At 48.2% G+C, this 25,180-nt stretch carries 29 protein-coding genes and 1 other RNA gene; 15 read left to right on the top strand and 15 right to left on the bottom strand.

Features of this window, described 5'->3' with window-relative positions:
- Window positions 1-14: 14 nt before the first annotated feature.
- The 5 genes from rseC to GTPT_RS06800 all read right to left on the bottom strand — a co-directional run bounded on the left by rseC (window position 15) and on the right by GTPT_RS06800 (window position 3,912).
- On the bottom strand, window positions 15-485 hold the full coding sequence (rseC, locus tag GTPT_RS06820; protein WP_025903720.1) for a SoxR-reducing system protein RseC: 471 nt from the start codon (window positions 483-485) through the stop codon (window positions 15-17).
- Between the two features lie 2 nt (window positions 486-487).
- Window positions 488-1,441 (bottom strand): sigma-E factor regulatory protein RseB, encoded by a 954-nt coding sequence (rseB, locus tag GTPT_RS06815; protein ID WP_029991190.1) that lies wholly within the window; start codon window positions 1,439-1,441, stop codon window positions 488-490.
- Window positions 1,441-2,094, bottom strand: coding sequence for an anti-sigma-E factor RseA (gene rseA / locus GTPT_RS06810; RefSeq protein ID WP_025903722.1), 654 nt, complete (start codon window positions 2,092-2,094; stop codon window positions 1,441-1,443). Before rseA ends, rseB begins: the two co-directional genes overlap by 1 nt.
- Before the next feature lie 29 nt (window positions 2,095-2,123).
- Window positions 2,124-2,699: an RNA polymerase sigma factor RpoE gene (gene rpoE / locus GTPT_RS06805; RefSeq protein ID WP_025903723.1), complete on the bottom strand. Its 576-nt coding sequence runs from the start codon at window positions 2,697-2,699 to the stop codon at window positions 2,124-2,126.
- Between the two features lie 460 nt (window positions 2,700-3,159).
- Window positions 3,160-3,912: a tRNA1(Val) (adenine(37)-N6)-methyltransferase gene (locus GTPT_RS06800; RefSeq protein WP_029991188.1), complete on the bottom strand. Its 753-nt coding sequence runs from the start codon at window positions 3,910-3,912 to the stop codon at window positions 3,160-3,162.
- A gap of 197 nt (window positions 3,913-4,109) precedes the next feature.
- Between GTPT_RS06800 and srmB the strand changes: the two genes are divergently transcribed.
- Complete coding sequence (gene srmB / locus GTPT_RS06795) at window positions 4,110-5,435, top strand: ATP-dependent RNA helicase SrmB (protein WP_025903725.1); 1,326 nt, start codon at window positions 4,110-4,112, stop codon at window positions 5,433-5,435.
- A gap of 216 nt (window positions 5,436-5,651) precedes the next feature.
- Here the strand turns inward: srmB and grcA are convergent, their stop codons facing one another.
- The gene (grcA, locus tag GTPT_RS06790) at window positions 5,652-6,035 is read right to left on the bottom strand and encodes an autonomous glycyl radical cofactor GrcA (protein ID WP_025903726.1); all 384 of its coding nucleotides are present in this window, start codon (window positions 6,033-6,035) and stop codon (window positions 5,652-5,654) included.
- Window positions 6,036-6,296: 261 nt separating this feature from the next.
- On the opposite strand from grcA, the gene ung reads away from it, so the two are divergent.
- Window positions 6,297-6,986 carry a uracil-DNA glycosylase gene (gene ung / locus GTPT_RS06785; RefSeq protein WP_029991186.1) on the top strand — a complete coding sequence of 230 codons (690 nt, stop codon included), beginning with the start codon at window positions 6,297-6,299 and terminating at the stop codon, window positions 6,984-6,986.
- Window positions 6,987-7,047: 61 nt separating this feature from the next.
- Here the strand turns inward: ung and grpE are convergent, their stop codons facing one another.
- On the bottom strand, window positions 7,048-7,632 hold the full coding sequence (gene grpE / locus GTPT_RS06780) for a nucleotide exchange factor GrpE (protein ID WP_025903728.1): 585 nt from the start codon (window positions 7,630-7,632) through the stop codon (window positions 7,048-7,050).
- 119 nt (window positions 7,633-7,751) lie between these two features.
- Between grpE and nadK the strand changes: the two genes are divergently transcribed.
- The 3 genes from nadK to bamE all read left to right on the top strand — a co-directional run bounded on the left by nadK (window position 7,752) and on the right by bamE (window position 10,900).
- On the top strand, window positions 7,752-8,630 hold the full coding sequence (nadK, locus tag GTPT_RS06775) for an NAD(+) kinase (protein WP_025903729.1): 879 nt from the start codon (window positions 7,752-7,754) through the stop codon (window positions 8,628-8,630).
- Window positions 8,631-8,714: 84 nt separating this feature from the next.
- Complete coding sequence (gene recN / locus GTPT_RS06770) at window positions 8,715-10,376, top strand: DNA repair protein RecN (RefSeq protein WP_025903730.1); 1,662 nt, start codon at window positions 8,715-8,717, stop codon at window positions 10,374-10,376.
- A gap of 185 nt (window positions 10,377-10,561) precedes the next feature.
- Window positions 10,562-10,900: an outer membrane protein assembly factor BamE gene (bamE, locus tag GTPT_RS06765; RefSeq protein WP_025903731.1), complete on the top strand. Its 339-nt coding sequence runs from the start codon at window positions 10,562-10,564 to the stop codon at window positions 10,898-10,900.
- Window positions 10,901-10,990: 90 nt separating this feature from the next.
- Here the strand turns inward: bamE and GTPT_RS06760 are convergent, their stop codons facing one another.
- Window positions 10,991-11,287, bottom strand: coding sequence for an RnfH family protein (locus GTPT_RS06760; RefSeq protein WP_025903732.1), 297 nt, complete (start codon window positions 11,285-11,287; stop codon window positions 10,991-10,993).
- Window positions 11,280-11,714, bottom strand: coding sequence for a type II toxin-antitoxin system RatA family toxin (locus tag GTPT_RS06755; RefSeq protein WP_025903733.1), 435 nt, complete (start codon window positions 11,712-11,714; stop codon window positions 11,280-11,282). Before GTPT_RS06755 ends, GTPT_RS06760 begins: the two co-directional genes overlap by 8 nt.
- A 154-nt stretch (window positions 11,715-11,868) precedes the next feature.
- Between GTPT_RS06755 and smpB the strand changes: the two genes are divergently transcribed.
- The 3 genes from smpB to GTPT_RS06745 all read left to right on the top strand — a co-directional run bounded on the left by smpB (window position 11,869) and on the right by GTPT_RS06745 (window position 14,146).
- A complete protein-coding gene (gene smpB, locus GTPT_RS06750; RefSeq protein ID WP_025903734.1) occupies window positions 11,869-12,351 on the top strand; it encodes an SsrA-binding protein SmpB in 483 nt (160 codons plus the stop codon).
- A gap of 49 nt (window positions 12,352-12,400) precedes the next feature.
- Window positions 12,401-12,764, top strand: a transfer-messenger RNA (tmRNA) gene (gene ssrA, locus GTPT_RS16960).
- Window positions 12,765-12,946: 182 nt separating this feature from the next.
- Window positions 12,947-14,146, top strand: a complete 1,200-nt coding sequence (locus GTPT_RS06745) for an integrase domain-containing protein (RefSeq protein WP_029991184.1) — start codon at window positions 12,947-12,949, stop codon at window positions 14,144-14,146.
- Here GTPT_RS06745 and GTPT_RS06740 read toward each other — a convergent pair whose 3' ends face one another.
- From GTPT_RS06740 to GTPT_RS06710, 6 genes are all read right to left on the bottom strand, one after another.
- Complete coding sequence (locus GTPT_RS06740) at window positions 14,147-15,844, bottom strand: DUF2326 domain-containing protein (protein ID WP_029991182.1); 1,698 nt, start codon at window positions 15,842-15,844, stop codon at window positions 14,147-14,149.
- Window positions 15,831-16,064 carry an ABC-three component system middle component 6 gene (locus GTPT_RS06735; protein WP_029991180.1) on the bottom strand — a complete coding sequence of 78 codons (234 nt, stop codon included), beginning with the start codon at window positions 16,062-16,064 and terminating at the stop codon, window positions 15,831-15,833. The genes GTPT_RS06740 and GTPT_RS06735 overlap by 14 nt, the downstream gene beginning before the upstream one ends.
- Window positions 16,051-16,599: a hypothetical protein gene (locus GTPT_RS06730; RefSeq protein WP_029991179.1), complete on the bottom strand. Its 549-nt coding sequence runs from the start codon at window positions 16,597-16,599 to the stop codon at window positions 16,051-16,053. Before GTPT_RS06730 ends, GTPT_RS06735 begins: the two co-directional genes overlap by 14 nt.
- Window positions 16,600-17,312: 713 nt before the next feature.
- Window positions 17,313-17,879 (bottom strand): phage polarity suppression protein, encoded by a 567-nt coding sequence (locus tag GTPT_RS06720; protein WP_029991176.1) that lies wholly within the window; start codon window positions 17,877-17,879, stop codon window positions 17,313-17,315.
- Window positions 17,880-17,895: 16 nt separating this feature from the next.
- A complete protein-coding gene (locus tag GTPT_RS06715; protein WP_029991175.1) occupies window positions 17,896-18,141 on the bottom strand; it encodes an ogr/Delta-like zinc finger family protein in 246 nt (81 codons plus the stop codon).
- A complete protein-coding gene (locus tag GTPT_RS06710) occupies window positions 18,138-18,875 on the bottom strand; it encodes a hypothetical protein (protein ID WP_029991174.1) in 738 nt (245 codons plus the stop codon). Before GTPT_RS06710 ends, GTPT_RS06715 begins: the two co-directional genes overlap by 4 nt.
- A gap of 537 nt (window positions 18,876-19,412) precedes the next feature.
- Between GTPT_RS06710 and GTPT_RS06705 the strand changes: the two genes are divergently transcribed.
- The 7 genes from GTPT_RS06705 (at window position 19,413) to GTPT_RS06675 (ending at window position 24,796) form a co-directional block, all read left to right on the top strand.
- Window positions 19,413-19,679, top strand: coding sequence for a helix-turn-helix transcriptional regulator (locus GTPT_RS06705; protein ID WP_029991173.1), 267 nt, complete (start codon window positions 19,413-19,415; stop codon window positions 19,677-19,679).
- Window positions 19,676-20,233, top strand: a complete 558-nt coding sequence (locus tag GTPT_RS06700) for a host cell division inhibitor Icd-like protein (RefSeq protein ID WP_029991171.1) — start codon at window positions 19,676-19,678, stop codon at window positions 20,231-20,233. The genes GTPT_RS06705 and GTPT_RS06700 overlap by 4 nt, the downstream gene beginning before the upstream one ends.
- Window positions 20,230-20,457: a hypothetical protein gene (locus GTPT_RS06695; RefSeq protein ID WP_029991169.1), complete on the top strand. Its 228-nt coding sequence runs from the start codon at window positions 20,230-20,232 to the stop codon at window positions 20,455-20,457. Before GTPT_RS06700 ends, GTPT_RS06695 begins: the two co-directional genes overlap by 4 nt.
- Entirely contained in the window at window positions 20,454-20,774 is a 321-nt protein-coding gene (locus tag GTPT_RS06690) for a DUF5375 domain-containing protein (protein ID WP_029991168.1), read from the top strand. The genes GTPT_RS06695 and GTPT_RS06690 overlap by 4 nt, the downstream gene beginning before the upstream one ends.
- 13 nt (window positions 20,775-20,787) lie before the next feature.
- Entirely contained in the window at window positions 20,788-23,121 is a 2,334-nt protein-coding gene (locus GTPT_RS06685; RefSeq protein ID WP_029991165.1) for a primase-helicase zinc-binding domain-containing protein, read from the top strand.
- A gap of 549 nt (window positions 23,122-23,670) precedes the next feature.
- The gene (locus GTPT_RS06680) at window positions 23,671-24,492 is read left to right on the top strand and encodes an RNase A-like domain-containing protein (protein ID WP_029991163.1); all 822 of its coding nucleotides are present in this window, start codon (window positions 23,671-23,673) and stop codon (window positions 24,490-24,492) included.
- A 7-nt stretch (window positions 24,493-24,499) separates the two neighbouring features.
- Window positions 24,500-24,796, top strand: a complete 297-nt coding sequence (locus GTPT_RS06675; RefSeq protein WP_029991162.1) for a contact-dependent growth inhibition system immunity protein — start codon at window positions 24,500-24,502, stop codon at window positions 24,794-24,796.
- The last annotated feature ends 384 nt before the right edge of the window (window positions 24,797-25,180 follow it).

Below are 25,180 nucleotides of genomic sequence, written 5' to 3'. Positions count from 1 at the left end.
ATGTCCGGCCAAGGCTACTCGTGACGGGTCGCATCCACACGCAGAATATCCGGCGTTAATGCCACGCTCAGGATCACTGGCTGAAATGCTTCTTTATCACCGATTAATGCCGAAATACCTTTAGACAGAATAAATCCGCCGATCCCCCCCAGCAGTGCACCGCTTGCTGAGGCCAGGTCTGAATGAAAGAGTGCCTGAAAGAGGCCGGCGACAATGAACAACCCGATTAAAGGTGTCATGTAGACCAGTAAAGCGGAGCCTAACAGGCTGCTTTCACGAATACCGATTTCAATACGCTGCCCTGCCTTCAGCGGCTGCTTACTGGCGATTTTGATCACCTCAGCATCCTCCGGACCGAGCTTATTCAGCAAATGACTGCCACACCCTTTACGGGCATTACAGCTATTGCAGGAGGTCTTCGCTTCAGTATACAGCGTCGCAATCCCGTTATCCCAGGACGCGACCGTCGCCCATTCTTTCATCATAATCAGTTACCCGTATCCACATTATCCGCAATCCGTTTTGCCGTCGCTGCAGGCAGTTCACCCACAACGCTAATCTCCTTATTATTACGCACTTCAATCTGAACCGTACGTCGTCCAGTGCGGTATGTCTGATTTATGCTGTTTTTATCAGCATTCGTCACATTGATGGTAAAGCTGAATAACCCGTCAGAATATAAGCGCGTCTCAAAAGACTTGTTCACATTCGGTAACTGACGACGGGTCTGCGATATCATCTGCATACCCGCAGGTATCCAGCCAGGCTTCCAGCCGAAGGTCGTTTTGTCCCCGCCGGGCTGTGACAATACCGGCGGCAGATTCGCGTTTTTCAGACCTTCCATCATATGACCGACGCCCTGATCCACCGCAAAACTGATCACCTGAAATTGCTCTATCGGTTCGCCATCCTGATCCAGTAAGTCTACGCGCAGCGGTAGCGAAGTATCCACATCCAGCCAGATAACATAGCTGAACCGGGAACCATCCCGGGAGACCACACGCAAGACATCACACATCTGATCGGCCACACGGGAGCGGCCAACCGGAATAAAATCATAGAAGTTATGCAGACGGTTAAAGTCTGCATACAAAACAGAAGGCAATCCATCGAGAATATGTTCACCCGGCAAGGTGAAAGGCTGTAGCCCTGCATCAAAATAACTGATGTCATTTCCGCGCTGAATGACTTCGCGTCGCGGGCCATCCATCTGGAGTAATTGCGCATACGTCTGCCCGTCGACTATTGCGTGTCGATAACGCAACGACTCAATACCCTGACGGGAAACATTGATGTAGGCGAGTTCATAATTAAGCGAGGTACTGGCTTTTTCCATTTGCTGCAGCATCGCCTCTGGCGCAGGCTGTGGCTGCGCAGAGACGAAAGAAGAGAACAGGAAACTACCGGTCAGCGCGGTAACAAGAAGCAAATGTTTTTTCATTACTGCTGCTGAACACCCAGTGACTGGTTACCTGGTACGTTGACCTGGGCCTGTACCGGCGCACCGGACTCAAACTGATCATTGTTCAGACGACGTTGTAATTCGTAGTCCTGAAGCATGGCGTTCACCTGCTGCTGTTGCTGCTGTACCTGCTGTGAAGTGCCGCCCGCATCAAAGATATCGGAAGGAACGCCAAGACTTACCGGTGACGCTTTTCCCATCATCGGCAAGGTATTAAATGCCGGTGTGTCAGAAGATTCAGTCACATGATCAGCAGAAGCTGTGTCGTAGTGTTGAACACCCACAATCACTGCCAGCGAAACACAGGCGGCGACCCCGGCCTGAGCCAGTTGTGAAACCCATGCCCCTTTTTTCCCGACAAAAGGCATACGACTCCAGCGTGAAGGCTTCGGCTGAGCTTCAGGGATCAATGTCGTGACATTATTACGCACGGGTTCCTGCGCAATGGCCTCTGCAACCCGCGCAGAGATATCAAAGTGCAATTCCGGGGCCAGGTCACCGCGCATCGTATCACGGATCAGATGATAACTTTCCCAGTGTTGCTGCAATTCCACATCTTCCGCCAGAGAAGTAAGCAGAGACTTATCTAAGACTTCACCATCCATTAACGCGGAAAGTTGTTCTTTCTGCATGCCATTTACCTTTCAAGTAGCCGCGATCATTAACGCTGAATCAACGGTTGAACTTTGTTATCAATAGCCTCGCGGGCCCTGAAAATACGGGAACGTACAGTTCCTACAGGACAATCCATAATCCCGGCGATTTCTTCGTAACTCAGACCATCTATTTCACGAAGGGTGATCGCCATCCGTAAGTCCTCTGGTAACGTTTCGATCGTCCGGAATACAATTTGTTTCAATTCATCAGACAACATTAAGTTCTCAGGGTTCGAAATTTCTTTTAATGCTCCTGCACTTTCGAAATTTTCTGCCTCTGAGGCATCCACATCACTGGAAGGTGGCCTGCGGCCCTGAGCTACCAGATAGTTTTTAGCGGTGTTGACTGCAATACGGTATAACCACGTATAAAAGGCACTATCGCCGCGGAAGGAGTCTAACGCACGATAGGCTTTAATAAACGATTCCTGCACCACATCCGGGACATCCCCCGGGGGTACATAGCGCGACACAAGGCTTGCCACTTTATGCTGGTATCTTATCACCAGTAAATTAAATGACTTCTGATCCCCTTTCTGGACGCGCTCAACAAGAACCTGATCTGTTAACTGCTCGCTCATCCGAGGTTGTATCCCCACAAAATATGTTCTACATCCAATGAATCACCAGTTACATCTCATTCTATATGAGCAAGCAACTCCTTTGAGTAGACTCTTTAAAGAAAGTTCAGATTTTTCCTGCTTATCCGCTCACACAACAAGATTGCGACAAATCGCGCGGGGGCGGACAACTTACCATTCCTGAACTAAGTCCCTCTTCACACTTCAGAAATGAGTCAGGGCTGTTTAACTGGCAGGTTACCCGATTGCAGGATGCATTTCACCCCAATTTCAGAGTATCGGAAGTTTTTCCGCACGGACTCTGGCCGGATAGCAACAGCGGGCGGTTCAGGGCCGGCGGACCGCCGGGTTAACCTCATATTACGGGGCAGTTTTGTCGACAATTCAGGACAGAAAGCCCTGTAATTTTAATCGTATTCAGCGGATAAACTCGTGCAAAATACCGGCCGGGACTCCGGGGTTATTCACGGGGCTTTGGCAGGTAAAATTCTCCGGTCATCGCCTGGTAATCATCGGAATAGTTCCCTGAGGGAGCGCGGATCACCAGTGTCTGCTGTACAGTCTCTGCTGCAGACGGTGAAAACGTCAGTAATAAACGGTGCGGCGCTTTCTGCTCATACTCCGTTATCTTCAGTTGCTGTCGTAAATGCCAGCCGGAAGTCTCTGCAAGATGCATAAACCCGGGTCCAGCCTCTGCAGGCAGGATCACACAAAATAATCCGTCAGCAGTGATCAGTTGTTTCGCACGGAGTAACAGGGTCTCATGTGTCAGGGTATGAGTATATCGCGCCGTTTGACGCGCAGTATCACGACACTCAGGCCCGGGAGTATAAAAAGGCGGGTTACTGACAATGACGGAATAACGCACCTGCTCCCCCGCGCACCAGTGAAGAATATCGGCATGATGCACGGTAATGCTGCCGGGCCAGGGTGATTCGGCAATATTCTCCCGCGACTGTTCAACCGCAGCAGCCTCCAGCTCAATAGCATCAATAACCGGTGATCGGCCCTGTGCATGAAGACGCTGTGCAAGCATTAATGAGATAAGACCACTGCCGCTGCCAATATCCAGAGCGCGCCCATCCACCGGTAGCGGTGCGCCCGCCCCTAAAATTATTCCGTCGGTACTGACTTTCATGCCACACTTATCATGTGCGACGAAAAATTGTCTGAAGGTGAATCCGTTTTTTCTGAATGTACGCGCAACCGGCATCCGCCATCTCCTGCATTATTTTGCCCCTGACATCACGGGCACCAGTGTAACCGGCAAAAATAAATATTGCCGCGAAAAACCTTGCTCAGCAGGCCGATGGCAGACAGAAAGCAGGTTTATCCGCCCGGGTTGCGCAGACAATAGATGAAGAATGCGTCCGAAGTGTCTATAATCGGCGCCCCAAACAGAGGTAGACCATGACTGTAACCACTTTTTCCGAACTTGAACTTGATGAAAGCCTGCTGAATGCATTGCAGGATAAGAACTACACACGTCCCACTGCAGTACAGGCAGAGGCAATTCCACCTGCTCTGGATGGACGTGATGTCCTGGGTTCAGCACCAACAGGCACCGGAAAAACAGCGGCCTATTTACTGCCAGCTCTTCAACATCTGCTCGATTTCCCGCGCAAGAAATCCGGCCCGCCCCGAATTCTTATCCTGACGCCGACCCGTGAACTGGCGATGCAGGTTGCCGATCAGGCTCGTGAGTTAGCGAAATATACCCATCTGGATATTTCGACCATCACCGGTGGTGTGGCCTATATGAACCATGCCGAAGTGTTCAGTACGAACCAGGATGTGGTGGTGGCGACCACTGGACGTCTGCTGCAGTACATTAAAGAAGAAAACTTTGACTGCCGCGCCGTTGAGACGCTGATCCTGGATGAAGCCGACAGAATGCTGGATATGGGTTTTGCACAGGATATCGAAACGATTGCTGCTGAAACCCGCTGGCGTAAACAGACCCTATTGTTCTCCGCCACCCTGGAAGGAGAGCACATTGAAGAATTTGCTCAGCGTATTCTGAATGAGCCACTGGTCATCGATGCAGAGCCAAGCCGTCGTGAACGCAAGAAAATTCAGCAATGGTATTACCGCGCGGATGACCTGGAGCATAAAACAAAACTGCTGATCCACCTGCTGAAGCAACCGGAAGCGTCCCGTACTATCGTTTTTGTGCGTAAGCGCGAACGTTTGCACGAAGTAGCTGAATGGATCCGTCAGGCAGACATTCGCTGCAGCTATCTTGAAGGCGAAATGGTTCAGGCAAAACGTAACGAAGCCATCAAACGTCTGAATGAAGGCCGCGTTAACGTGCTGGTAGCGACTGATGTTGCCGCCCGCGGGATTGATATTGATGACGTGACGCTGGTGATTAACTTCGACCTGCCACGTACAGCTGACACCTATCTGCACCGTATCGGGCGTACCGGACGTGCCGGTCGTAAAGGAACCGCCCTGTCTCTGGTGGAAGCCCATGACAATGAACTCCTGCTGAAGATAGGCCGCTACCTGAATGAGCCACTGAAAGCCCGTACTATCAGCGAACTGCGGCCTCAGACGCGGGCACCTGCGGCAACCGGACCGAAAAAACCCTCCAGGAAGCAGCTGGAAAAACGTAAAGAGAAGAAAAAAGAAGACGAGAAAAAGCCACGGGTCAAAATGCGTCACCGTGATACCAAAAATATCGGTAAGCGCCGCACGCCGTCTTCCCAGGCAAATGAAAGCTCTGAAAGCTGATTGTGTTTAAAATCATCAACAGCCAAAAAAAGTCGCCCGATACGGGCGATTTTTTTGGGAGAAACGATGGTAATCCTGCCCTCAGGGAAGCTGTTTTCCTGATAAAGGGTGAAAACAAAGCACAGGATCAGAAAATCATATTAACATTATGATTAGACTGATTATTTACCTGTACAAAAAAAGGCGCACAGCGCCTTTTTGTTCCCTCTGAGCGTGTTACAGACTTGCTGTAAAAGTACGGGTAATGACATCCCGTTGTTGTTCCGGAGTCAGTGAGTTGAAACGGACTGCATACCCTGACACCCGAATCGTCAGTTGCGGATATTTTTCCGGATTTTTCACTGCATCTTCCAGCGTTTCGCGACGCAATACATTCACGTTCAGGTGTTGTCCACCTTCGATACGTACCTGAGGTTTTACTTCCAGAGGAATTTCACGGTACTCAATGTCACCCAGTTCCTGCAGAGAAACCACCTGATCCGGCTGATAATCTCCCTTCGCACACAGACAACGAACTTCAGAGTTTTCGTCATCCAGTAACCAGAATGAATTCAGCAGAGCATTATTGGTTGTTTTAGTAATTTGAATTCCATTAATCATTTATCGCCTCCCGGGGCAGATACTGTCATAGAAGAGGGTTATCTGAATCAACCACCTGTCATACTGTATAACTTATGTACAGAATGGTGTCTTTGATATTTATCAAAAAAGCACCGTCACCCGGGACATTGCAAACATAACTCACTGATATAAAATAGAAATATAGAATTAACTTTATCTGTATAATTTAAAATAAATTTTAACCCTTTACCCGTCACCGAAATTAGTTAAGCTGACCGGCAAAATATTCAGGAGCTGATAATGACAACAATACTGACATGGCACGATGTGCTGGCGGCGGAAAAGCAGCAGGACTACTTTATTGACACACTGAATACGGTCGCAGAGCGGCGTCAGCAGGGGGTGACTGTCTACCCGCCACAGAAAGATGTGTTTAACGCTTTCCGGTTGACGGAACTTAACCAGGTGAATGTCGTTATTCTTGGACAGGATCCCTACCACGGTCCGGGGCAAGCGCACGGACTGGCATTTTCCGTACTGCCGGGTGTCGCAACACCCCCCTCCTTACTGAATATGTACAAAGAACTGGAAAAAGATATACCTGGTTTCACGCGCCCGAATCATGGCTATCTGGCCAGCTGGGCTACTCAGGGGGTGCTGCTACTGAATACGGTACTGACCGTAGAGGCGGGTAAAGCACATTCACATGCACGGCTGGGGTGGGAACAGTTCACCGATAAAGTGATTGCTGAAATCAATCAACACAGAGAAGGCGTGGTGTTTCTGTTATGGGGGGCTCATGCACAGAAGAAAGGCAGGATCATCGACAGAGAGCGCCACCATGTGTTGCAGGCTCCGCACCCTTCACCGTTATCAGCCCATCGGGGATTTTTTGGCTGTGGGCACTTTTCAGCGACCAATAGACTACTGGAGCAATCAGGACGCCCCGCCATCCGGTGGATGCCGGAATTACCGGTAAATGCATCCTGATAAAGCTATCCCCGGCAGCAGACTGACTCTCTCTGCTGCCGGCGGACGGGTTAGCCGGTGATCAGGCTTTACCCTTAGATACCGCAACCATCGCAGGACGCAACAGACGACCATTCAGGGTGTAACCGTTCTGCATCACCATCAGGACATGGTTAGCCGCGACGTCATCAGATTCCATCATAGACATAGCCTGATGCAGCTCAGGGTTGAAAGGCACATGGGTTTCACCCACCACTTCAACGCCGAATTTACGTACTGCACCCAGCAGGGATTTCAGGGTCAGTTCGATCCCTTCAATCATTGATGCCAGTTCCGGATTATTTTTATCCGCCACCTGCAGTGCACGTTCCAGGTTATCGATCACCGGTAATAATTCATTAGAGAATTTTTCCAGTGCAAATTTATGCGCCTTTTCCACATCCAGCTCACAACGGCGACGGACATTCTCAATCTCAGCCTGGGCACGTAATTGTGCTTCGCGGACACCGCCACTCAATTGTGCAACTTCTGCTTCGAGTTGAGCGATACGCTCATCACGGGTATCTGCCGTCCCGGAGGTTTCTGTATTTTCAGCCGCAGCCTGTTGTTCTGCTGCCTGCTCTTCTGAAAATTGCTCGTTAGGGGTATTCTGTTCTTTACTGCTCATGAAAATCTCCGCGTTTCCCATAGTCATATCGCCGATAGGCTTATTATGGGGATCAAAATTTCGGATTCAAGGGACTGTGTCATATTGACTGCTGTTTTGGTGAGAGGAATAGCCTGCAAATGAAAAAATTTTTTAACTGCATTGGTATTGTGGGGCATCCGCGCCATCCCAACGCATTAGCGACCCATGAAATGTTATGCCACTGGCTGACGGCCTCAGGATATCAGGTCATTGTAGAGCAACAGATTGCCGATGACCTGAATCTGCATGAGGTGATGACAGGCACACTGGCAGAAATTGGTCAGCAGGCCGACCTTGCCGTTGTTATCGGGGGGGACGGGAACATGCTTGGCGCAGCCCGCGTGCTTTCCCGCTATGATATTAAAGTCATTGGTGTTAACCGCGGGAACCTGGGGTTTCTGACCGATCTCGACCCGGAAAATGCACGCCAGCAGCTTGCGGAAGTCCTTGAGGGACATTTTTTTACTGAACAACGCTTTTTACTCGAAGCTCAGGTCTCCAGGCCGCAACAGACGCCCAGGGTGGCCACTGCCATTAACGAAGTGGTGCTCCATCCCGGAAAAGTTGCTCATATGATTGAGTTTGAAGTTTATATCGATAACAACTTCGCCTTTTCGCAGCGTTCAGACGGGCTTATTATCTCAACACCGACCGGATCAACCGCCTATTCTCTCTCTGCCGGAGGGCCTATCCTGACACCGGGACTGGAAGCGATAAGCGTAGTGCCGATGTTCCCGCATACCCTGTCGGCACGCCCGTTAGTGATCAACAGTACCAGTGTCATTCACCTGCGATTCTCATCATTGCGCAGCGATCTGGAAATCAGTTGTGACAGCCAGATAGCGCTCCCCATCCGGGAGGGGGAAGAAGTGCTGATCAAACGCAGTCCGCAGCACCTGGACCTGATCCACCCGAAAAATTACAATTACTTTAATACGTTAAGTACAAAACTCGGCTGGTCGAAAAAATTATTCTGAAAATTGTGCCGGGCTCTTTACTGTATAAAATTCCTGTTTATACTGTATAAAAAAACAGTCATGTTTTTCTATACAGGTGATACTATGCTGGCACAACTGACCATCAGCAATTTTGCAATCGTTCGTGAACTCGATATCGACTTTCAACAGGGGATGACCGCCATTACCGGCGAAACCGGTGCCGGGAAATCCATTGCGATAGATGCGCTCAGTTTGTGTCTTGGTGCCCGGGCTGACGCCAGTATGGTGAGGCCCGGCGCCGCCAGAGCGGATATCTGTGCCCGCTTTCGCTTAACCGCCTCACCGTCAGCCAGGCAGTGGCTGGCTGATAATCATCTTGATGATAACGAAGAATGCCTGCTCCGCCGGGTGATCAATGCCGACGGCCGCTCGCGGGGGTTTATCAACGGTACCTCGGTGCCCCTTTCCCAGCTACGTGAACTGGGACAGTTGCTGATCCAGATCCACGGTCAGCACGCGCACCAGTTGCTGCTGAAACCCGAACATCAGCGTCATTTGCTGGATGCCTATGCTGATCCGACCCGGTTATCTGAGAAAATGCAGCACCATTATCAGCAATGGCATCATGCCTGCCGGACGCTCGCGGTACTGCAGCAGCAAACTCAGGAACGGGAAGCCCGTCGTGAGCTATTACAGTACCAGCTAAAAGAGCTCAATAGTTTCTCTCCTCAGCAGGGCGAGTATGAAGGTGCAGATAGTGAGTACAAGCAACTGGCCAGCAGCGGTCAGCGCCTGACCGTGAGCCAGCAGGCATCCCAAATGCTCTCTGACGGTGACGATACGACATTACAATCCCTGCTCTACAGTGCCCGACAGACCGTGAGTGAGTTAATTTCGATGGATGACAGCCTGACACCGGTACTCAGTATGCTGGACGATGCCTCGATTCTGGTCAGTGAAGCCGCAGATGAACTCCGCCACTACTGTGAACGTATCGATCTCGATCCCAATCGGTTACAGGATCTGGAACAACGTATTTCACGCCAGATTTCACTGGCCCGTAAACACCATGTTGCACCGGAGAGCCTGCCGGATTTACACCAGCAATTGCTGGAAGAATACCAGCAACTGGAACACCACGATGATGAACTGGAAGAACTGAGCCGGCAGGTCGGGGAGTTCCACCAGGCCGCACTGGAAACGGCGCGTGAATTACACCAGCAACGTTGTCATTTTGCGGCTGAGCTATCAGAAAAGATCACTGCCTCTATCCATGAGCTTTCGATGCAGCACGGACAATTTGCTATTGATGTCATCTTCCATGAAGACCGTTTAACCCCTCAGGGCGCTGACCAGATTGAATTCCGTGTCAGCACCAACCCCGGGCAGCCACTACAGGCTCTGGCCCGCGTCGCCTCCGGGGGGGAACTGTCACGTATAGCCCTGGCAATCCAGGTGATTACCGCACAGAAAATGGAAACGCCGGCCATGATTTTTGATGAAGTCGATGTGGGTATCAGTGGCCCGACAGCAGCAATTGTCGGTAAAATGCTGCGTCAGTTAGGTGAATCCACCCAGGTGATGTGTGTTACCCACCTTCCGCAAGTGGCGGGCTGTGGTCACAGTCATTTCTTCATCAGTAAAATTACTGATGGCTCGATGACAGAAACCCAGATGCGACTGCTGGATAAGTCTGCCCGCCTGCATGAACTGGCCCGGTTACTGGGCGGAAGTGAAGTCACCCGTAACACGCTGGCCAATGCAAAAGAACTTTTAGCCGCCTGATATGGCACTTTTTTTCTAACCGGAAGTCATATGCATGCCCTGCAAAGGTTTCCATCTGGCGAAAGGTCTATTATTATCGGTATCTTATATCGCCGGACGAAGTAAACCTGTTACAGGCAGCATTCATCGTTGATGGCAAAGAACCGCCTTGCACAGGCATATGTGTCCGAAAAAGGAATCTATACATGCGCAGTAAAATACTGGCTGCTGCTGCAGTAGTAATGTTGATGACAACCGCTGGCTGCTCAACACTTGAACGAGTTGTCTATCGACCGGATATCAACCAGGGTAACTACCTGGTCGCAAGCGACATCAGTAAGCTGCATACCGGAATGGATCAGCAACAGGTGGCATATACCCTCGGAACCCCGATGATGAAAGATCCTTTCGGCAGTAATGTGTGGTATTACGTGTTCCGCCAGGAGCCAGGCCATGAGAAAGTCACTCAGCAGACGCTGACGCTGACGTTTGACAGCAATGGCATTCTGACCAATATCGATAATAAACCGGCACTGACCCCATAATCTGGCCGCTCTGCTGCACCGCCGGTGACAGATAAAAAAAGCGCAGTTTTCACTGCGCTTTTTTTTATTCTGTCACTGGCATACGCCGAATCATTTCTGATTATTTTTTGCTGAGCGTTCTGCTCTCTGACGACGGAGTTCTTTCGGGTCTGCCAGCAGAGGACGGTATATTTCCACCCGGTCACCTGCCTGTACGACATCCTGCAGTTTGGCCGCGCGGCTGAATATACCAACCTTATTTTCGGCAAGATTAATATCTTTCCGCAGCTCCGGTAATCCCGAGGCGATAATCGCCTGCTCAATTGTACTCCCTTCCGTCACGGTGACGGTCCGCAGATACTGTTTTTCAGGCAGTGCATAAACCACCTCAACCTGAATATCAGCCACTGTAAACCTCTTTCGCCCGTGTCGTGAAGGCCTGTACCATACTGTTAGCAAGTTCTTTGAAAACCCGGCCAAAAGCCATTTCTACCAGCATATTGGTGAATTCAAAATCCAGACTCAGCTCTACCTTACAGGCGTCATCTCCCAGCGCAAAAAACTGCCAGCCGCCGCTTAACTTACGGAACGGTCCTTCCACCAGTTGCATATGGATCCGCTGGTTACTGGTCAGCGTATTGAGAGTGGTAAATGTCTTACTGATCCCCGCTTTAGACACATCGACAGAGGCCGTCATCTGATTTTCAGAACTATCGAGGATCCGGCTACCGGTGCAGCCTGGTAAAAATTGCGGATAAGCATCGACATCATTCACAAGCTGGTACATTTTTTCAGCACTGAACGGGACCAGCGCTGAACGACTAATCTGGGCCATAACACTTCCTGCTAAGTAGAAAACCCCTCGATCATACCAGTTTCATTAGTTAAACAAAAATGTCTTCATGCTACTGACATGCTAGAATATGTCACTTACTCCCCCGTGACAGGGGATGGTTTCTGCGCATAAGTGGTGTAAAATAAGCGATATTATGACTAAGAAAAAAGCTAACAAACCCGGTTCTGCAACCATTGCCCTCAACAAACGCGCCCGTCATGAATATTTCATCGAAGAGGAATTCGAGGCCGGGTTGTCGTTGCAGGGATGGGAAGTAAAATCACTGCGCGCAGGTAAAGCGAACATCAGCGAAAGTTATATTCTGTTGCGTGATGGTGAAGCATTTCTGTTTGGTGCAACCTTCCAGCCCCTGCTGGGTGCTTCGACGCATGTGGTGTGTGACCCTACCCGTAACCGTAAATTATTGCTGAAGCAGCGTGAGCTGGACTCCATTTTCGGACGGGTTAATCGTGAAGGTTATACGATCGTTGCCTTGTCACTGTACTGGAAAAATGCCTGGTGCAAACTTAAGATTGGTGTCGCCAAGGGTAAGAAAGAGCATGACAAGCGCGATGACATCCGTGAACGTGAGTGGAAAATCGACAAAGCACGTATTATGAAAAAAGGAAATCGCTAAACTACTGGTGTAGCTGATGCTTTTCCTGATATAGTAACTGACAGTACTTGGGGCTGATTCTGGATTCGACGGGATTTGCGAAGCCCAAGGAGCATGCCGAGGGGCGGTTGGCCTCGTAAAAAGCCGCAAAAAAATAGTCGCAAACGACGAAAACTACGCACTAGCAGCTTAATAACCTGCTCAGAGCCCTCTCTCCCTAGCCTCCGCTCTTAGGACGGGGATCAAGAGAGGTCAAACCCAAAAGAGATCGTGTGGATACCCTGCCTGGGGTTGAAGCATTAAATTTAATCAGGCTAGTTTGTTAGTGGCGTGTCCATCCGCAGCTGACAAGCGAATGTAAAGATTGGACTAAGCATGTAGTGCCGACGGTGTAGTAATTTCGGACGCGGGTTCAACTCCCGCCAGCTCCACCAAATCATGATCCGGATACGTCCGGTGAAGTACGGAAAGCCCGCATAGCATAAGCCTTGCGGGCTTTTTTGTGTCTGTCGTTGTCCGGGTATATCCGGCTAAATCCAGATAAAATTGGTACACGTTTAGGTACACGCTATACTGTGGCCCATAAACGTGTACCAATTATGGAAGGAATCCAGACATGGCGCGTGTTACCCGGCCTCTGACTAACAACGAAATCCTCAAAGCGAAAGCACGCGAAAAAGACTTCACCCTACATGATGGTGATGGCCTGTTCTTACTCATCAAAACCTCCGGTAAAAAACTCTGGCGCTTCCGTTATCAACGACCGGGAAGCAGCAGCCGCACAAATTTGAGTCTCGGTTCATACCCTGCCCTTACACTCGCAGCAGCTCGTCAGATACGCGACCAGCACTTAACCACGCTAGCGCAAGGCATGGATCCACAACAGCAACAGGAACAAGCGTCAGAACAACGCCAGATTGAGTTGGATAGTATTTTCTCGACCGTGGCCGCCAACTGGTTTCAGCTCAAGAGCAAAAGCGTCACAGAGGATTATGCAAAGGATATCTGGCGTTCTTTAGATAAAGACGTGTTTCCAGCAATCGGGGCGATAACCGTTCAGGAAATTAAAGCCAGAACAATTGTTGAAGCATTGGAACCAATCAAAGCACGTGGTGCGCTAGAGACGGTTCGCCGCTTGGTACAGCGTATTAACGAAATCATGATCTACGCAATTAACACTGGTCTGATAGATGTAAATCCAGCATCGGGTGTTGGGATGGCATTCGAGAAACCCAAAAAGCAGAACATGCCGACGCTTCGACCAGAAGAATTACCTAAGCTGATGCGTTCTCTGGCCATGTCGAATCTGTCTGTTCCGACTCGCTGCCTTATTGAGTGGCAGCTTCTGACCCTTGTACGACCTTCTGAAGCCTCGGGTACTAGGTGGGAAGAAATCGATGTCGAGGCAAAACTCTGGACAATTCCGGCAGAACGAATGAAAGCTAAGCGTGAACATGTTGTACCGTTATCACCGCAGGCATTAGAAATTCTGGAAGTGATGAAACCAATCAGTGCTCAGCGTGAACATGTTTTCCCGAGTAGAAGTGATCCGAAGCAAGCGATGAATAGCCAGACTGCCAATGCCGCTTTGAAACGGATAGGTTACGGAGGTAGGCTTGTTGCACATGGGCTACGTTCTATCGCGAGCACAGCTTTAAATGAGGCAGGCTTTAATACTGATGTCATCGAAGCAGCTTTAGCTCATAGTGATAAAAATGAAGTACGAAGAGCTTATAACCGCTCAACGTACTTGAATAAAAGATTAGAGCTAATGGCATGGTGGGGAAGGTTTGTTTATCAAACAAGCCTTTTATAACTATACTTTAAAGAATTTATTTGTCGAAGATAACTCAAGAATCGAGTTATCCTTCATGGTTTTCAAATCAACATCTTCAGAAAACTTATCACTTAAGATTGAAACAATATATTGACCATTTATATTGTTTGCTTCAATAAATATATCCCTAATTTGATTCACATCTACATCTTCAATGCTATCATGAATAACAAAAGTTGGTCTTTTTAATTTGACTTTATCAACAAATTTAATATATGCCAAATCAAATGCTGTTATCTCGCCCTTCTTCTTACCTCCATTACTGTTTGGCGTGACACATGAAATATCAAAATTACATTTTCCTTTATCAATATCAAAAGAAAGATCAAATATATATCTTTCTCCATAAATTTCCTTTGTAAGATCACCAAAAAACTCGTTAAAAATCTCGATATTTTTCTCTAGGCCTTGAACAGCTAACTCGATCTCATCAAGTAACTTATCTTTACTATCTTCAAGCGATTTTATTAAGGCATTAGTATCGTTGATCCGCGTGAGATTAGTCTCTATGCTAGCCAGATTTTCACGTAACTCTGTTAGTTTATTAAATAGTTGATTTATAGAGTTTAACGTCTCTGGCTCTTTGATTGTTTTAAATAAAGATGATTCTTGCGCATGAAAATCATTAATTTTTTCATTTACAGCATCAATACCTTCTTTTTTCTTTAACAACTCCAACTCTAAAAAATCAATTTTATTTTTAATTACATCATTATGAAATAACACCATTTCTTCATAAGTTCTTTTAAGCTCACCTTTAAAATAAAGACCGGCTGAATTATAGATTTCTATTAAATCGTTCTCTACGAGTTGAGTGATATTGTTTTTTAGAGACAAAATCGATTCTTCAATATTTCTAACGCGCATATTTAAAGTTGCATAAGTCAAAGAGTAGTTACTGATAACCATTTGTATTTCTGATAGTTTTTTTATGCTTTCATCATGACTATCTTTAAAATCAAAATTTTTAATGTTTTTTTCTGCCTCTGCAATTTCCTTTTTTAGAGGCTTTATCATTTTTGATAAAACTGTCTCTCTGTTAGGGTTTCTGTATGCGGCCAGATATTTTCTTTGTTTTTTTATATCTTTATTAAATTCGCCCTTCTTTTTTATCAACGGCAACCCGTTGAATCCAAACAAAAACAAGTATAATAAATCGTAGACATCAGAAGTTGTATTAGTATGTAAAAAGTTAAGAGTTTTCTGCATCTTTTCATTCGTGTTTCTAATAAATTTATGCGATACATTCCTTAGCGATGGTTTATCTGTAGTCAACCCAAATACTGCTTGAGCTATGAAGTCATAATATTGCTTCTTATCAACTTCAATATCGTTTAAATAATACTTTGAACTTTTCTCATCAGTAGATATTACTCGAGAGACAATTGCTTTTTTATTTTCTACTGTATTAAAATCCAATGTAAATCTTAATATACCATCATTGATCAACGATACTATTTCAGGTATATCTTTTCCAAATTCAGCATCATGATAGATATCACTACCTGAAGACATAAATAAGTAATCTAAAACACGTGATAACGTGGATTTACCTACACTATTGCCACTATCTTTACCTGACGTTCTTTTATTTACAATTAGATTTAAACCGTCTTTAAACGTCACTTCCCTAACAATAGAATTGTTTTTTAAAATAATAAGTTTATTGAGCCGCATATACTACTCCACCATTTCCATCTAACTCAATTGCGCCGATTATGAAAAGCCAATCTAATGAGTAAAGAAAAAGATCAAACGATAATTCAAAGACCGCATTTACTAAATCATACAGTCGAGAAATTTCAATTAGCATTGAATCATTGCTTTGGAAAATTCTAAGTACCACACTTCCAATATATACAGGGTTTGCTTTTGGATCCGAATCAATTGTAATCATTAGGATTCTCCAGCACTATGCACTCGATAATTGAATAGCTCACAATCATACGAATGCCATTATCAATATCTTCTTGTAAAAATTCTGAATCTAAATTAGAGCACGAACTAACAGTTTCTTGAGCAGCTCTAATGACATCATCTATAATATTATCTGAATTTTTCCTAACAACTTCAATGTTAAACGGCTTTTCATAGAGCCCATACAATCCCAATGCCGAGTTATAATAGCCTCTAAATTGCCTTTTCAATTTAACACTACCATTTAAAATTATACTATCAAGTGTTTTAATAGACTCATCGACTAGTAAAGCATCTTCTTTGTAAAGTTCAGCTACCCATCTATTTCTTTTAAGATCATTGAACGAGATTTTAACGTCAATATTTGATGCACTTCTGTTTAAACTTTGCCCGCCACCAACTGGATTGGAAATAATTTCTATCAACTTCCCAATAACACTGGCTCTTAATACTCGTGACTGGTTAGTTATATGTACAGGGCCAGTATTATCATTAAAATTAACACCAGAACCCATAACTACCCCCGATTATCAATATTAACAGATCCATTATTATCTTGGAAATATTGGGAGCACTCCCCTTGATTAATATTATTCCTATTGGTAGTGATATTTGTAATCTGGGAATTGAGATCACTTATCGTGACATTAAGCTGTTGTATCTCATTACTTTTCTTGGTCACTTGCATAGTCTGGAATATTGCTATACACCCAGAGACAACCCCAACTATATATCCAAAGGCACTTACGTATTCATTGGTGAGTAGTGATGCAATCATTTGGGACTCCGTTTCAAGCCTGATAATCTAAAGTTACAACAATTTTAGGCAATCAGAATAGCAATTTAAGAAGAGTAAATGAACAAGTATTGTACATTCTCGTTAACATGATCTCGCTCGAAATTGAACCACTCAGGCCTCTCTCCTTCTTATGAACATTCAATGCAACTTTGTGAGCTTCTGAGACCAAAACTGATGCCTTATATTATCTATTGTTAGCACCAGCAAATTAAAATGATTTAACACCTTCGGCGCGCAATGCTCTCCCCGCCACGCCTGCCCGCTTAAGGGGCTGCTTTTAATGCAGGCGCAAAGGTGTTCTCAGGTCGCACTGCTACTGGCGCTGGCAGGGAATTCAGGAACGGGAAAACGCATGCAAAACCATGCACCTTATGGATGCATGGCTTAATTCTGGAAAAATGACGGGATTTACGGGGATTTTTTGCCGGGCTACTGAGCAGCCAGCCCGGCGCGTCGATGCGTATAAATCATGTTCTGAGCAGGGGTGAATTTTTCACGATTATCATCCCGCGAAGCCGCATCAGGCCTGTATCCGATGGCCGTTAGAATGTCGTTATCCTGTGCAGAATATTTAATTTCATTTCCTGCGGCCAGCCAGACGGAAAGTGCTTCTCTCAGGTAAGAGACTGAACGGTCAAGTGCACGGTTTTTTATCATTGCAGGTTGATTCTTAATCCCCATCAGCTCAGGTGCCAGCGAGGCAGCCAGCTCTGCGCCGTTCTGCTGCATAAACTCGTGCAGCCGGTTACGGATGCTGATGCGCTGCACTTCCTCATGCGAAAAAATGTAACGACCGGCGGCCTGATTAACTTCCCATTTTTTGATGTCCATAATTTCGCGCAATTCCTGTAATCGTACCGGGATACGTTCATCTCCGGCCAGCATCTGCTCGCGGTATTCCTGCTCTGCGGCAGTCAGTTCGGCTTTACGGTTCAGCCACGCCGTTTTATTCATCTGACTGGCCTGAAACGCATGCTGTAAAGTCAGGGTGGTCATGGTTTATCTCTCCTGATTAATGGCGGAACGGGGAGCTGTAACAGCCTTTCACCCGACGCGGAGCGGCAGGCACTGTTGGCAGCGGCTCGGGTTTTGTATCGACGACCGGAGAACGGATCACCTCAAAGATTGACTCATGCGTTTTAAAGGTGGCTGAGCATTCCAGATTCTGGCACTGGTGATAACGCTCTTTGACATTTTCCGACATATAGCGGCTGGTTCGAACATGCGCCGCTTTGTGGCAAAAAGGGCAACACATCATGACAGTAACCCCCGTGTTTTCAGCCCGGCCTCATGTACCCGCATTTTTTCCTGCCAGACTTTTCGCTGACCGGGTGTGGCCGCAACGTTATGCTCCATATGAGGCAATGTGCGGGCCGACAGCCCTGTTTTGAACAGCACTGGTTCATCAGTCAGACGGATTTTGCAGCTCTTTACCGACTGCTCAAGCCACGCTTTCACCTGCTGCATCACCGCCTGATCCGGTTCAACATAGCCCTGATGGCCAATGATATTGGCAAGCGGATTTTCTTTAACCAGTATGCTGAGTTTCATTGCTCTGATGAGAGCGCTGCAGCTCTCACGCAGGGCAGCGTCAAGTTCATGCCCGGCATACTGACTGAGTGCACTGTGATGTGCCTGACAGTATGCTCTGGCTGTGTTGTCACAGGCTCCTTCAAGACTTTCCAGTTCGAAAGACAGTACCTCAGCCATGTTGTCACATTCCAGGGCCAGCTCCCGCCGTGTCACACTTGCAATATGGCGTTGCTTCAGCTCGTCGGTTATGACAGCACCACCGGCACGGAAGGCGTTGCGCCATGCACCGGAGTCATTACCGTTTTCCTGCTCCAGTTCATTTTTTTGCGCTTTTACCTGGCTGAGGGCCATCGCGGTTTCATCCATACGACTGGCATTAGCAAGATGTGCCGACCGGGCAGTCTCAAGGCGTTCCATTGCGGGTTTAAGGTAGTCGGGTATAACAGTGGTCTGAGTCATGTCGGGTCTCCTCTTCGTTTCAACCTGAGGAGATTCTGCCGTGCCAGACACAACAACACGATTCAATACCGTTGTGGCAAAAATGGCACAAACAGACCTGAAAGCCCGGCTGGCCAGAGAAAGGTCTCAGGTAACCTTACTCACTGTTTGTTTTTTTACTTATAACTATTCACTACTGTTCAATGAGAAGAAAAAGACAAGTAATACAATCAGATAAAGGGTGAACAGTTGAGGGTGTAACTGTTCACCGACTGTTCACTACTGTTCACTCTTGGGTTCTTCTGTCAGGCAACCACTTAGACTTTTTAGCGATTAAAAAATAAAAATGTATAAATAAAAGTAGTTACCGGTTTGCCAAAAGATAATCAAAGATTGCCAACATTTGTCAGGGATTACCACTTTATGAAAATCACCCTGTCGGATGGTTGGGTACTACAAAATGACTTGTTGCCCTGAGGCAAAATATCCACAAAATAGAGAGCTACCCGAAGCCGGACGGACACGACCGGCACTCTATGGAATTTGTGAGGTAGCCCGATGAACACTGCTTTTTCTTCCCCGTCTTCTGCCCCTGCAGCGCCCCTGATGCCGGTCTCTGATGTCGTTCATGAGCGCTTTATCCGCCTGCCCGAAGTGATGCACTTATGCGGCCTGTCCCGGTCAACCATTTATGACCTCATCAGCCGGGAGGTATTCCCGAAACAAATCTCTCTGGGTGGAAAAAATGTAGCGTGGGCTCACTCTGAAATCACCGCATGGATGGCGGAGCGTATTGCCGAGCGGAACCGGGGTTATGACGCATGATGATGTCCCTACAACAATTCCCCCCTTTTTCTGGCTTGCTTCTTTTCGGCATTTCCGGGTATAGTTTTCCCGCTGTCGCAAAATCGGCAGCCGGAATTGGCGTTCCGAATAACTTCAAGGCGACACGACACGCGCCATGCGTGTTTTTTTATGTCGTTGCTCAGACACACCCATTTTCAGGGCTGTGGTGTTTATTCTTGCACCGGAGCTCTTTTCTGATAATGGCAGTCCGGGCGGGGCAGCCTTCGGGCTGGCCGGTTTCCTTGAAGGCCGGTTACGCCAACCCCGTTCGGGCTGCCACCAGTGAAATTGGCGTTTCCGGTGGTAGTTTTTCAAACTACTTCAAGGAGGCTGCCATCATGGCTACTACCCTCACCCCGTCATACCCGCAGTTTGTCTTTGTATTTGCCGCCGTTCTTCTTGCAGACCGCAAGCACCGCATTTGTATGCTCCGTAACGTTGCCGGTGGTGAACATGCCGCACGCCTTTCCCTGTCCCGCGATTACGTCCTCTCGTTCGCTGGCCGTCTGCCGGTTGCGGAGGTGCGCGTATGAGACACACTACCATTACCGCCAGTGACCTCGAATGCCTTGAGCATATGCGTAATGTCGGCCAGCTCGTCACCGATCTGATGCAGGTACAGGATTGCGCGACGGTTCGTCGTGACCCGGCACAGCAGTTACAGCTCACCTCCGTGATTTACCTCATGACCTCCCGGCTCGACGATGTGGTAAAGCGCTGTAATCAGCACTGGCTGACCGGGGAGGGTAACGTATGAAACAGATATTTCCGCCCGTATTACGCACCGCACTTTACCGCCGCGCCGTCGCCTGTGCATGGCTGACTCTGTGCGAGCGTCAGCACCTCTACCCGCACCTCACTCTCGACACACTGGAAAGTGCAATTGCGTCCGAACTGGAGGGCTTCTATCTGCGTCAGCACGGCGAAGATAAAGGCCGTCAGATTGCCTGTGCGCTGCTGGAAGATTTAATAGAAGCCGGACCACTCAAGGCCACCCCGTCGCTGTCCTTTCTCGGGTTCGCCGTACTGGACGAACTCTGCGCCCGTCACATCACCGCACCGGTACTGCACTGAGGGAAAAATAACGATGAAGATGAACGTAACGGACACGGTAAAACAGGCGTGCGGCCGCTGGACGGGTATTCTCCCCGCTCTGGGTGTAAAAGTGATTAAAAACCGGCATCAGGCCTGCCCGGTGTGTGGCGGATCTGACCGTTTCCGCTTTGATGACAAAGAGGGACGAGGCACGTGGTTCTGTAACCAGTGCGGCGCAGGTGATGGCCTGAAACTGGTTGAAAAGGTGTTCAGCGTAAATCCGTCTGAGGCCGCCCGGAAAGTGAGCGCCGTAACCGGTAACCTGCCGCCGGTTACCTCAGATGTGATTGCGGCCACAGAAGCTGAAACGGAGGCTGATCGCAAAGCGGCGGTCGCTCAGGCTGTAAAACTGATGGAGAAAACGCGACCGGCCACCGGTAACGCCTACCTGACCCGCAAGGGCTTCCCTTCTCTGGAATGTCTGACGCTCACCGTCATGAATAAAACCGGCGGTGTAACCTTTCGCGCCGGTGATTTGGTTGTCCCGCTGTATGACGATACCGGCGCACTGGTTAACCTTCAGCTTATTAATTCTGACGGTCTCAAACGCACCCTGAAAGCCGGTCAGGTAAAAGGGGCGTGTCATATCATCGAAGGGAAAAAACAAGCCGGAAAACGCCTGTGGATTGCGGAGGGCTATGCGACCGCACTCACCGTGCATCATCTGACCGGGGAAACCGTCATGGTGGCGTTATCCTCCGTGAACCTCCTTTCTCTGGCGAGCCTTGTCCGTCAGAAACACCCGGCCTGTCAGATTGTGCTGGCGGCCGACCGCGACCTTAACGGCGACGGCCAGATAAAAGCCGACATGGCCGCAGAAGCCTGTGAGGGTATTGTCGCCCTGCCACCGGTGTTTGGTGACTGGAATGATGCCTTTATTCAGAAAGGCGAGGAGACAACGCGGAAAGTGATTTATGACGCCATCCGGCCACCGGCTGACAGTCCTTTCACAACCATGAGCGAGGCGGAATTTACCGCCATGAGCACCAGTGAGAAAGCGATGCGGGTACATGAGCATTACGGCGAAGCGCTGGCCGTGGATGCGAACGGCCAGCTCCTGTCCCGCTATGAGGCCGGTATATGGAAAATCATTCCGCCGTCGGACTTTGCCCGCGACGTGGCCGGATTGTTCCAGCGTCTGCGCGCGCCGTTTTCGTCGGGGAAAATTGCCTCGGTGGTGGAGACCCTGAAACTGATTATTCCACAGCAGGACGTCCCGGCACGACGTCTGATTGGCTTTCGTAATGGGGTACTCGATACCGTCACAGGTACATTCAGCCCGCATCATAAATCACACTGGCTGCGCACGCTCTGTGATGTTGATTTTACCCCGCCGGTAGAGGGAGAAACGCTGGAAATCCATGCGCCGGATTTCTGGCGCTGGCTCAACCGTGCCGCTGGCAGAAAACCGGAAAAACGCGACGTGATTCTTGCTGCGCTGTTTATGGTGCTGGCAAACCGCTACGACTGGCAGCTCTTTCTTGAGGTGACCGGCCCCGGAGGCAGCGGGAAAAGTATTCTGGCCGAAATTGCGACTATGCTTGCCGGGAAAGATAACGCCACGTCGGCCAATATCGACACACTGGAAGATCCCCGCAAACGTGCATCTCTGATAGGCTTCTCGCTGATACGCCTGCCCGACCAGGAGAAATGGAGCGGTGACGGAGCAGGACTCAAGGCCATCACCGGCGGGGATGCGGTCTCGGTCGACCCGAAATACAAAGATGCGTACTCCACCCATATTCCGGCGGTGATTCTGGCCGTGAACAATAACCCGATGCGTTTTACCGACCGCAGCGGCGGTGTTTCCCGTCGCCGGGTCATTCTGCATTTCCCGGAACAGATTGCCCCGGAAGAGCGCGACCCGCAGCTCAGGAACAAAATCGCCCGTGAGCTGGCCGTGATTGTGCGCCAGCTTATGCAGAGGTTCAGAGACCCGATGACCGCCCGCGCACTGCTCCAGTCACAACAGAACTCCGACGAAGCACTCAGCATCAAGCGCGACGCCGACCCGGCATTTGATTTTTGTGGTTACCTTGATGCACTGCCGGAGCCTGACGGCATGTATATTGGCAATGCAAACATTATACCGCGTCAGCCACGCCTTTATCTGTATCATGCCTATCTGGCGTATATGGAGGCCCACGGCTACAGGAATACTCTCAGCCTCACTATGTTCGGTAAGAGTCTGCCGGCTATGCTGAAAGAGTACGGACTGAGCTATGAGAAGCGGCGCAAAAATCTGGGCATACAAACCAATCTCTCGCTCAGGGAAGAAAGCAATGCGGACTGGCTGCCAAAATGTGATGACCCCTTAGCGAAATAACCTATCCTGACCGGCAATTGCCGGTCTTTTTTTTCCTGCATAAAGGCAAAAGTGAACAGTAAAGTGTTCACTGTTCACCGACTATTCATCATTTACCGCATTGAAATTTAAAATAAAAATTAGTAAGTGAACAGTGTGAACAGTTTTAAGTAAAAAAAGTTTTTTTCTTCAAATGGTCTATTCAAAAACTGGTTTAACTAACAATAAAAGCACTGTGACAAGCCACCATTGGTACACACTTGAAAATTGAATTCAATAATGTTAATTAAATTCATACACTTATAATACATATTCAGACTCAGCCAGGTAAACGAACCGACTCAGGCCGGTTTTTTACTTTGAACCTGAGTGATCACTTCATGTGTACACCCGTGTACATGCAGACCTTAACACTTCACCATCTAACCATATGGTTTAAAATGATTAAAAGTGAAAGTGAACAGTATAAACGCTTTTTACTAAAATCATTTCTGGCTCTGAAATGATTGGTCATGTCAGAAAAGAGGTTAGAATCGACCTGTTCGTCTTTTAAACACATGAGGTTTCATTATGGATGATGGCATAAAGATAGCGATGTCCCCTGTTCAGCTTGCTGCCGCGCTCTCTGATAAGACAGTCACAGAGGCGGAAACGATGAGTAACCGCCTTCTCGGAGGGCTGGGGCTTATCATGGGTTCACTTGAGCTGGCAGGTGCCACCGCTCTGTGTATCGCACCTGAACCTACCGGATTAACAAAAGCAGGATGTGTTGTAGTCGGTGCGCATAGTCTCGACAGCATTCATGCTGCTGCTAATCAGCTCATTGTGGGCAGAAACACGCGTACGGCAACTTACGAGGCAGCAACAGCAATTGCCAAATCCTTTGGAGCAGATGACGATACGGCGCTGAAAATCGGCCTGACTGTCGATATCGATGTTCCATTAGGATTTGCACTTGGCATCGGCGCAAGCCGGGTAGCAGCAGTAAGGGCTGGCCGCATCAAACTCAGTGAGCATGAGTCAATGACGGGTTTTAAACCCGGCGGGCATACGCTTTCCACACATGTTGGCAAAAGCGATGTAGAACTATTAGCCCGCTTTGAAGCGAATAAACGTTTGCAGTATTCCACCACCTTTACCAACGTGCGTATTGCAGAAGAAGCCATATCAAGAGCGCTCTTTGCTAACCGGGGCGTTATAAAATCCGTTCTTGGCGGAGGCAGGCAGGGAGCCAGGCTGACTATTCGCTATGCATTTGGCAAAGCGATTGGCTACGGTTTCCAGCGCGGGAGTAACCAGCGAATAGTCATGACAAATGTGAGAATTGTTATTGAGTTTCAGCGATATAACGGCAAACCCTATTACATTCTCACAGCGTTCCCGGCTCTATAGGTACAAAATGCAAAACTTCCACTTTCTTGACCAACTGATTTTCGGTTATTTCAACCAGGACGCCGACATCATCAATGATGGTGAGGATACGATTGAAGGCATAGTACGGCTGTTCAAAAAGTCAGCACCAGACTGGATGCTCAAAGATCTCGTCGAAGAAGTTGATGATTTTATCTCCGCCTATGGTGACGGTGTCGAAGAGGAGTTCAGGAAACGATACGGGTTTGATTTTTCGCCTGAACTTTGGGAAACCACTGCTCATGAATTCCTGATGACGGTACGTCAGATCTCGTCAGAGAAATGAGGTTTCTGGGAGTACATTTCCTGATAAGAAAAAATAATTGGTACACGTTTAGGTACACGGAAGAAAACTGAATTAAACAAAAAACTATTAAAACAATAAGTTGAAGTATTCATTCAGATTCCGCCAGCCCACCAAATTCTCCATCGGTGATACCAGAATCATCCGATGAAGTCCTAAGAGCCCGCACGGCGCAAGCCCTGCGGGCTTTTTTGTGCCTTCAATTTGTCCCGCGAAGTCTGAAGCCAACTAATTAAATCCGAACCTTTTAGGCCCATTGATAGTGCAAGTAGACCTTTTTTAGTTCCGGACACTTTTTGAGGTTTCCGGTTATATGATTCCCTCCCAATATCCGTACCAGGCTAAATCAGAGATCTGGGCCTTTTT

Source organism: Tatumella ptyseos ATCC 33301, from assembly GCF_000735525.1.
In the GTDB taxonomy this organism is placed as follows: Bacteria; Pseudomonadota; Gammaproteobacteria; order Enterobacterales; family Enterobacteriaceae; genus Tatumella; species Tatumella ptyseos.
This window is presented reverse-complemented; position numbering and strand designations above follow the sequence as displayed.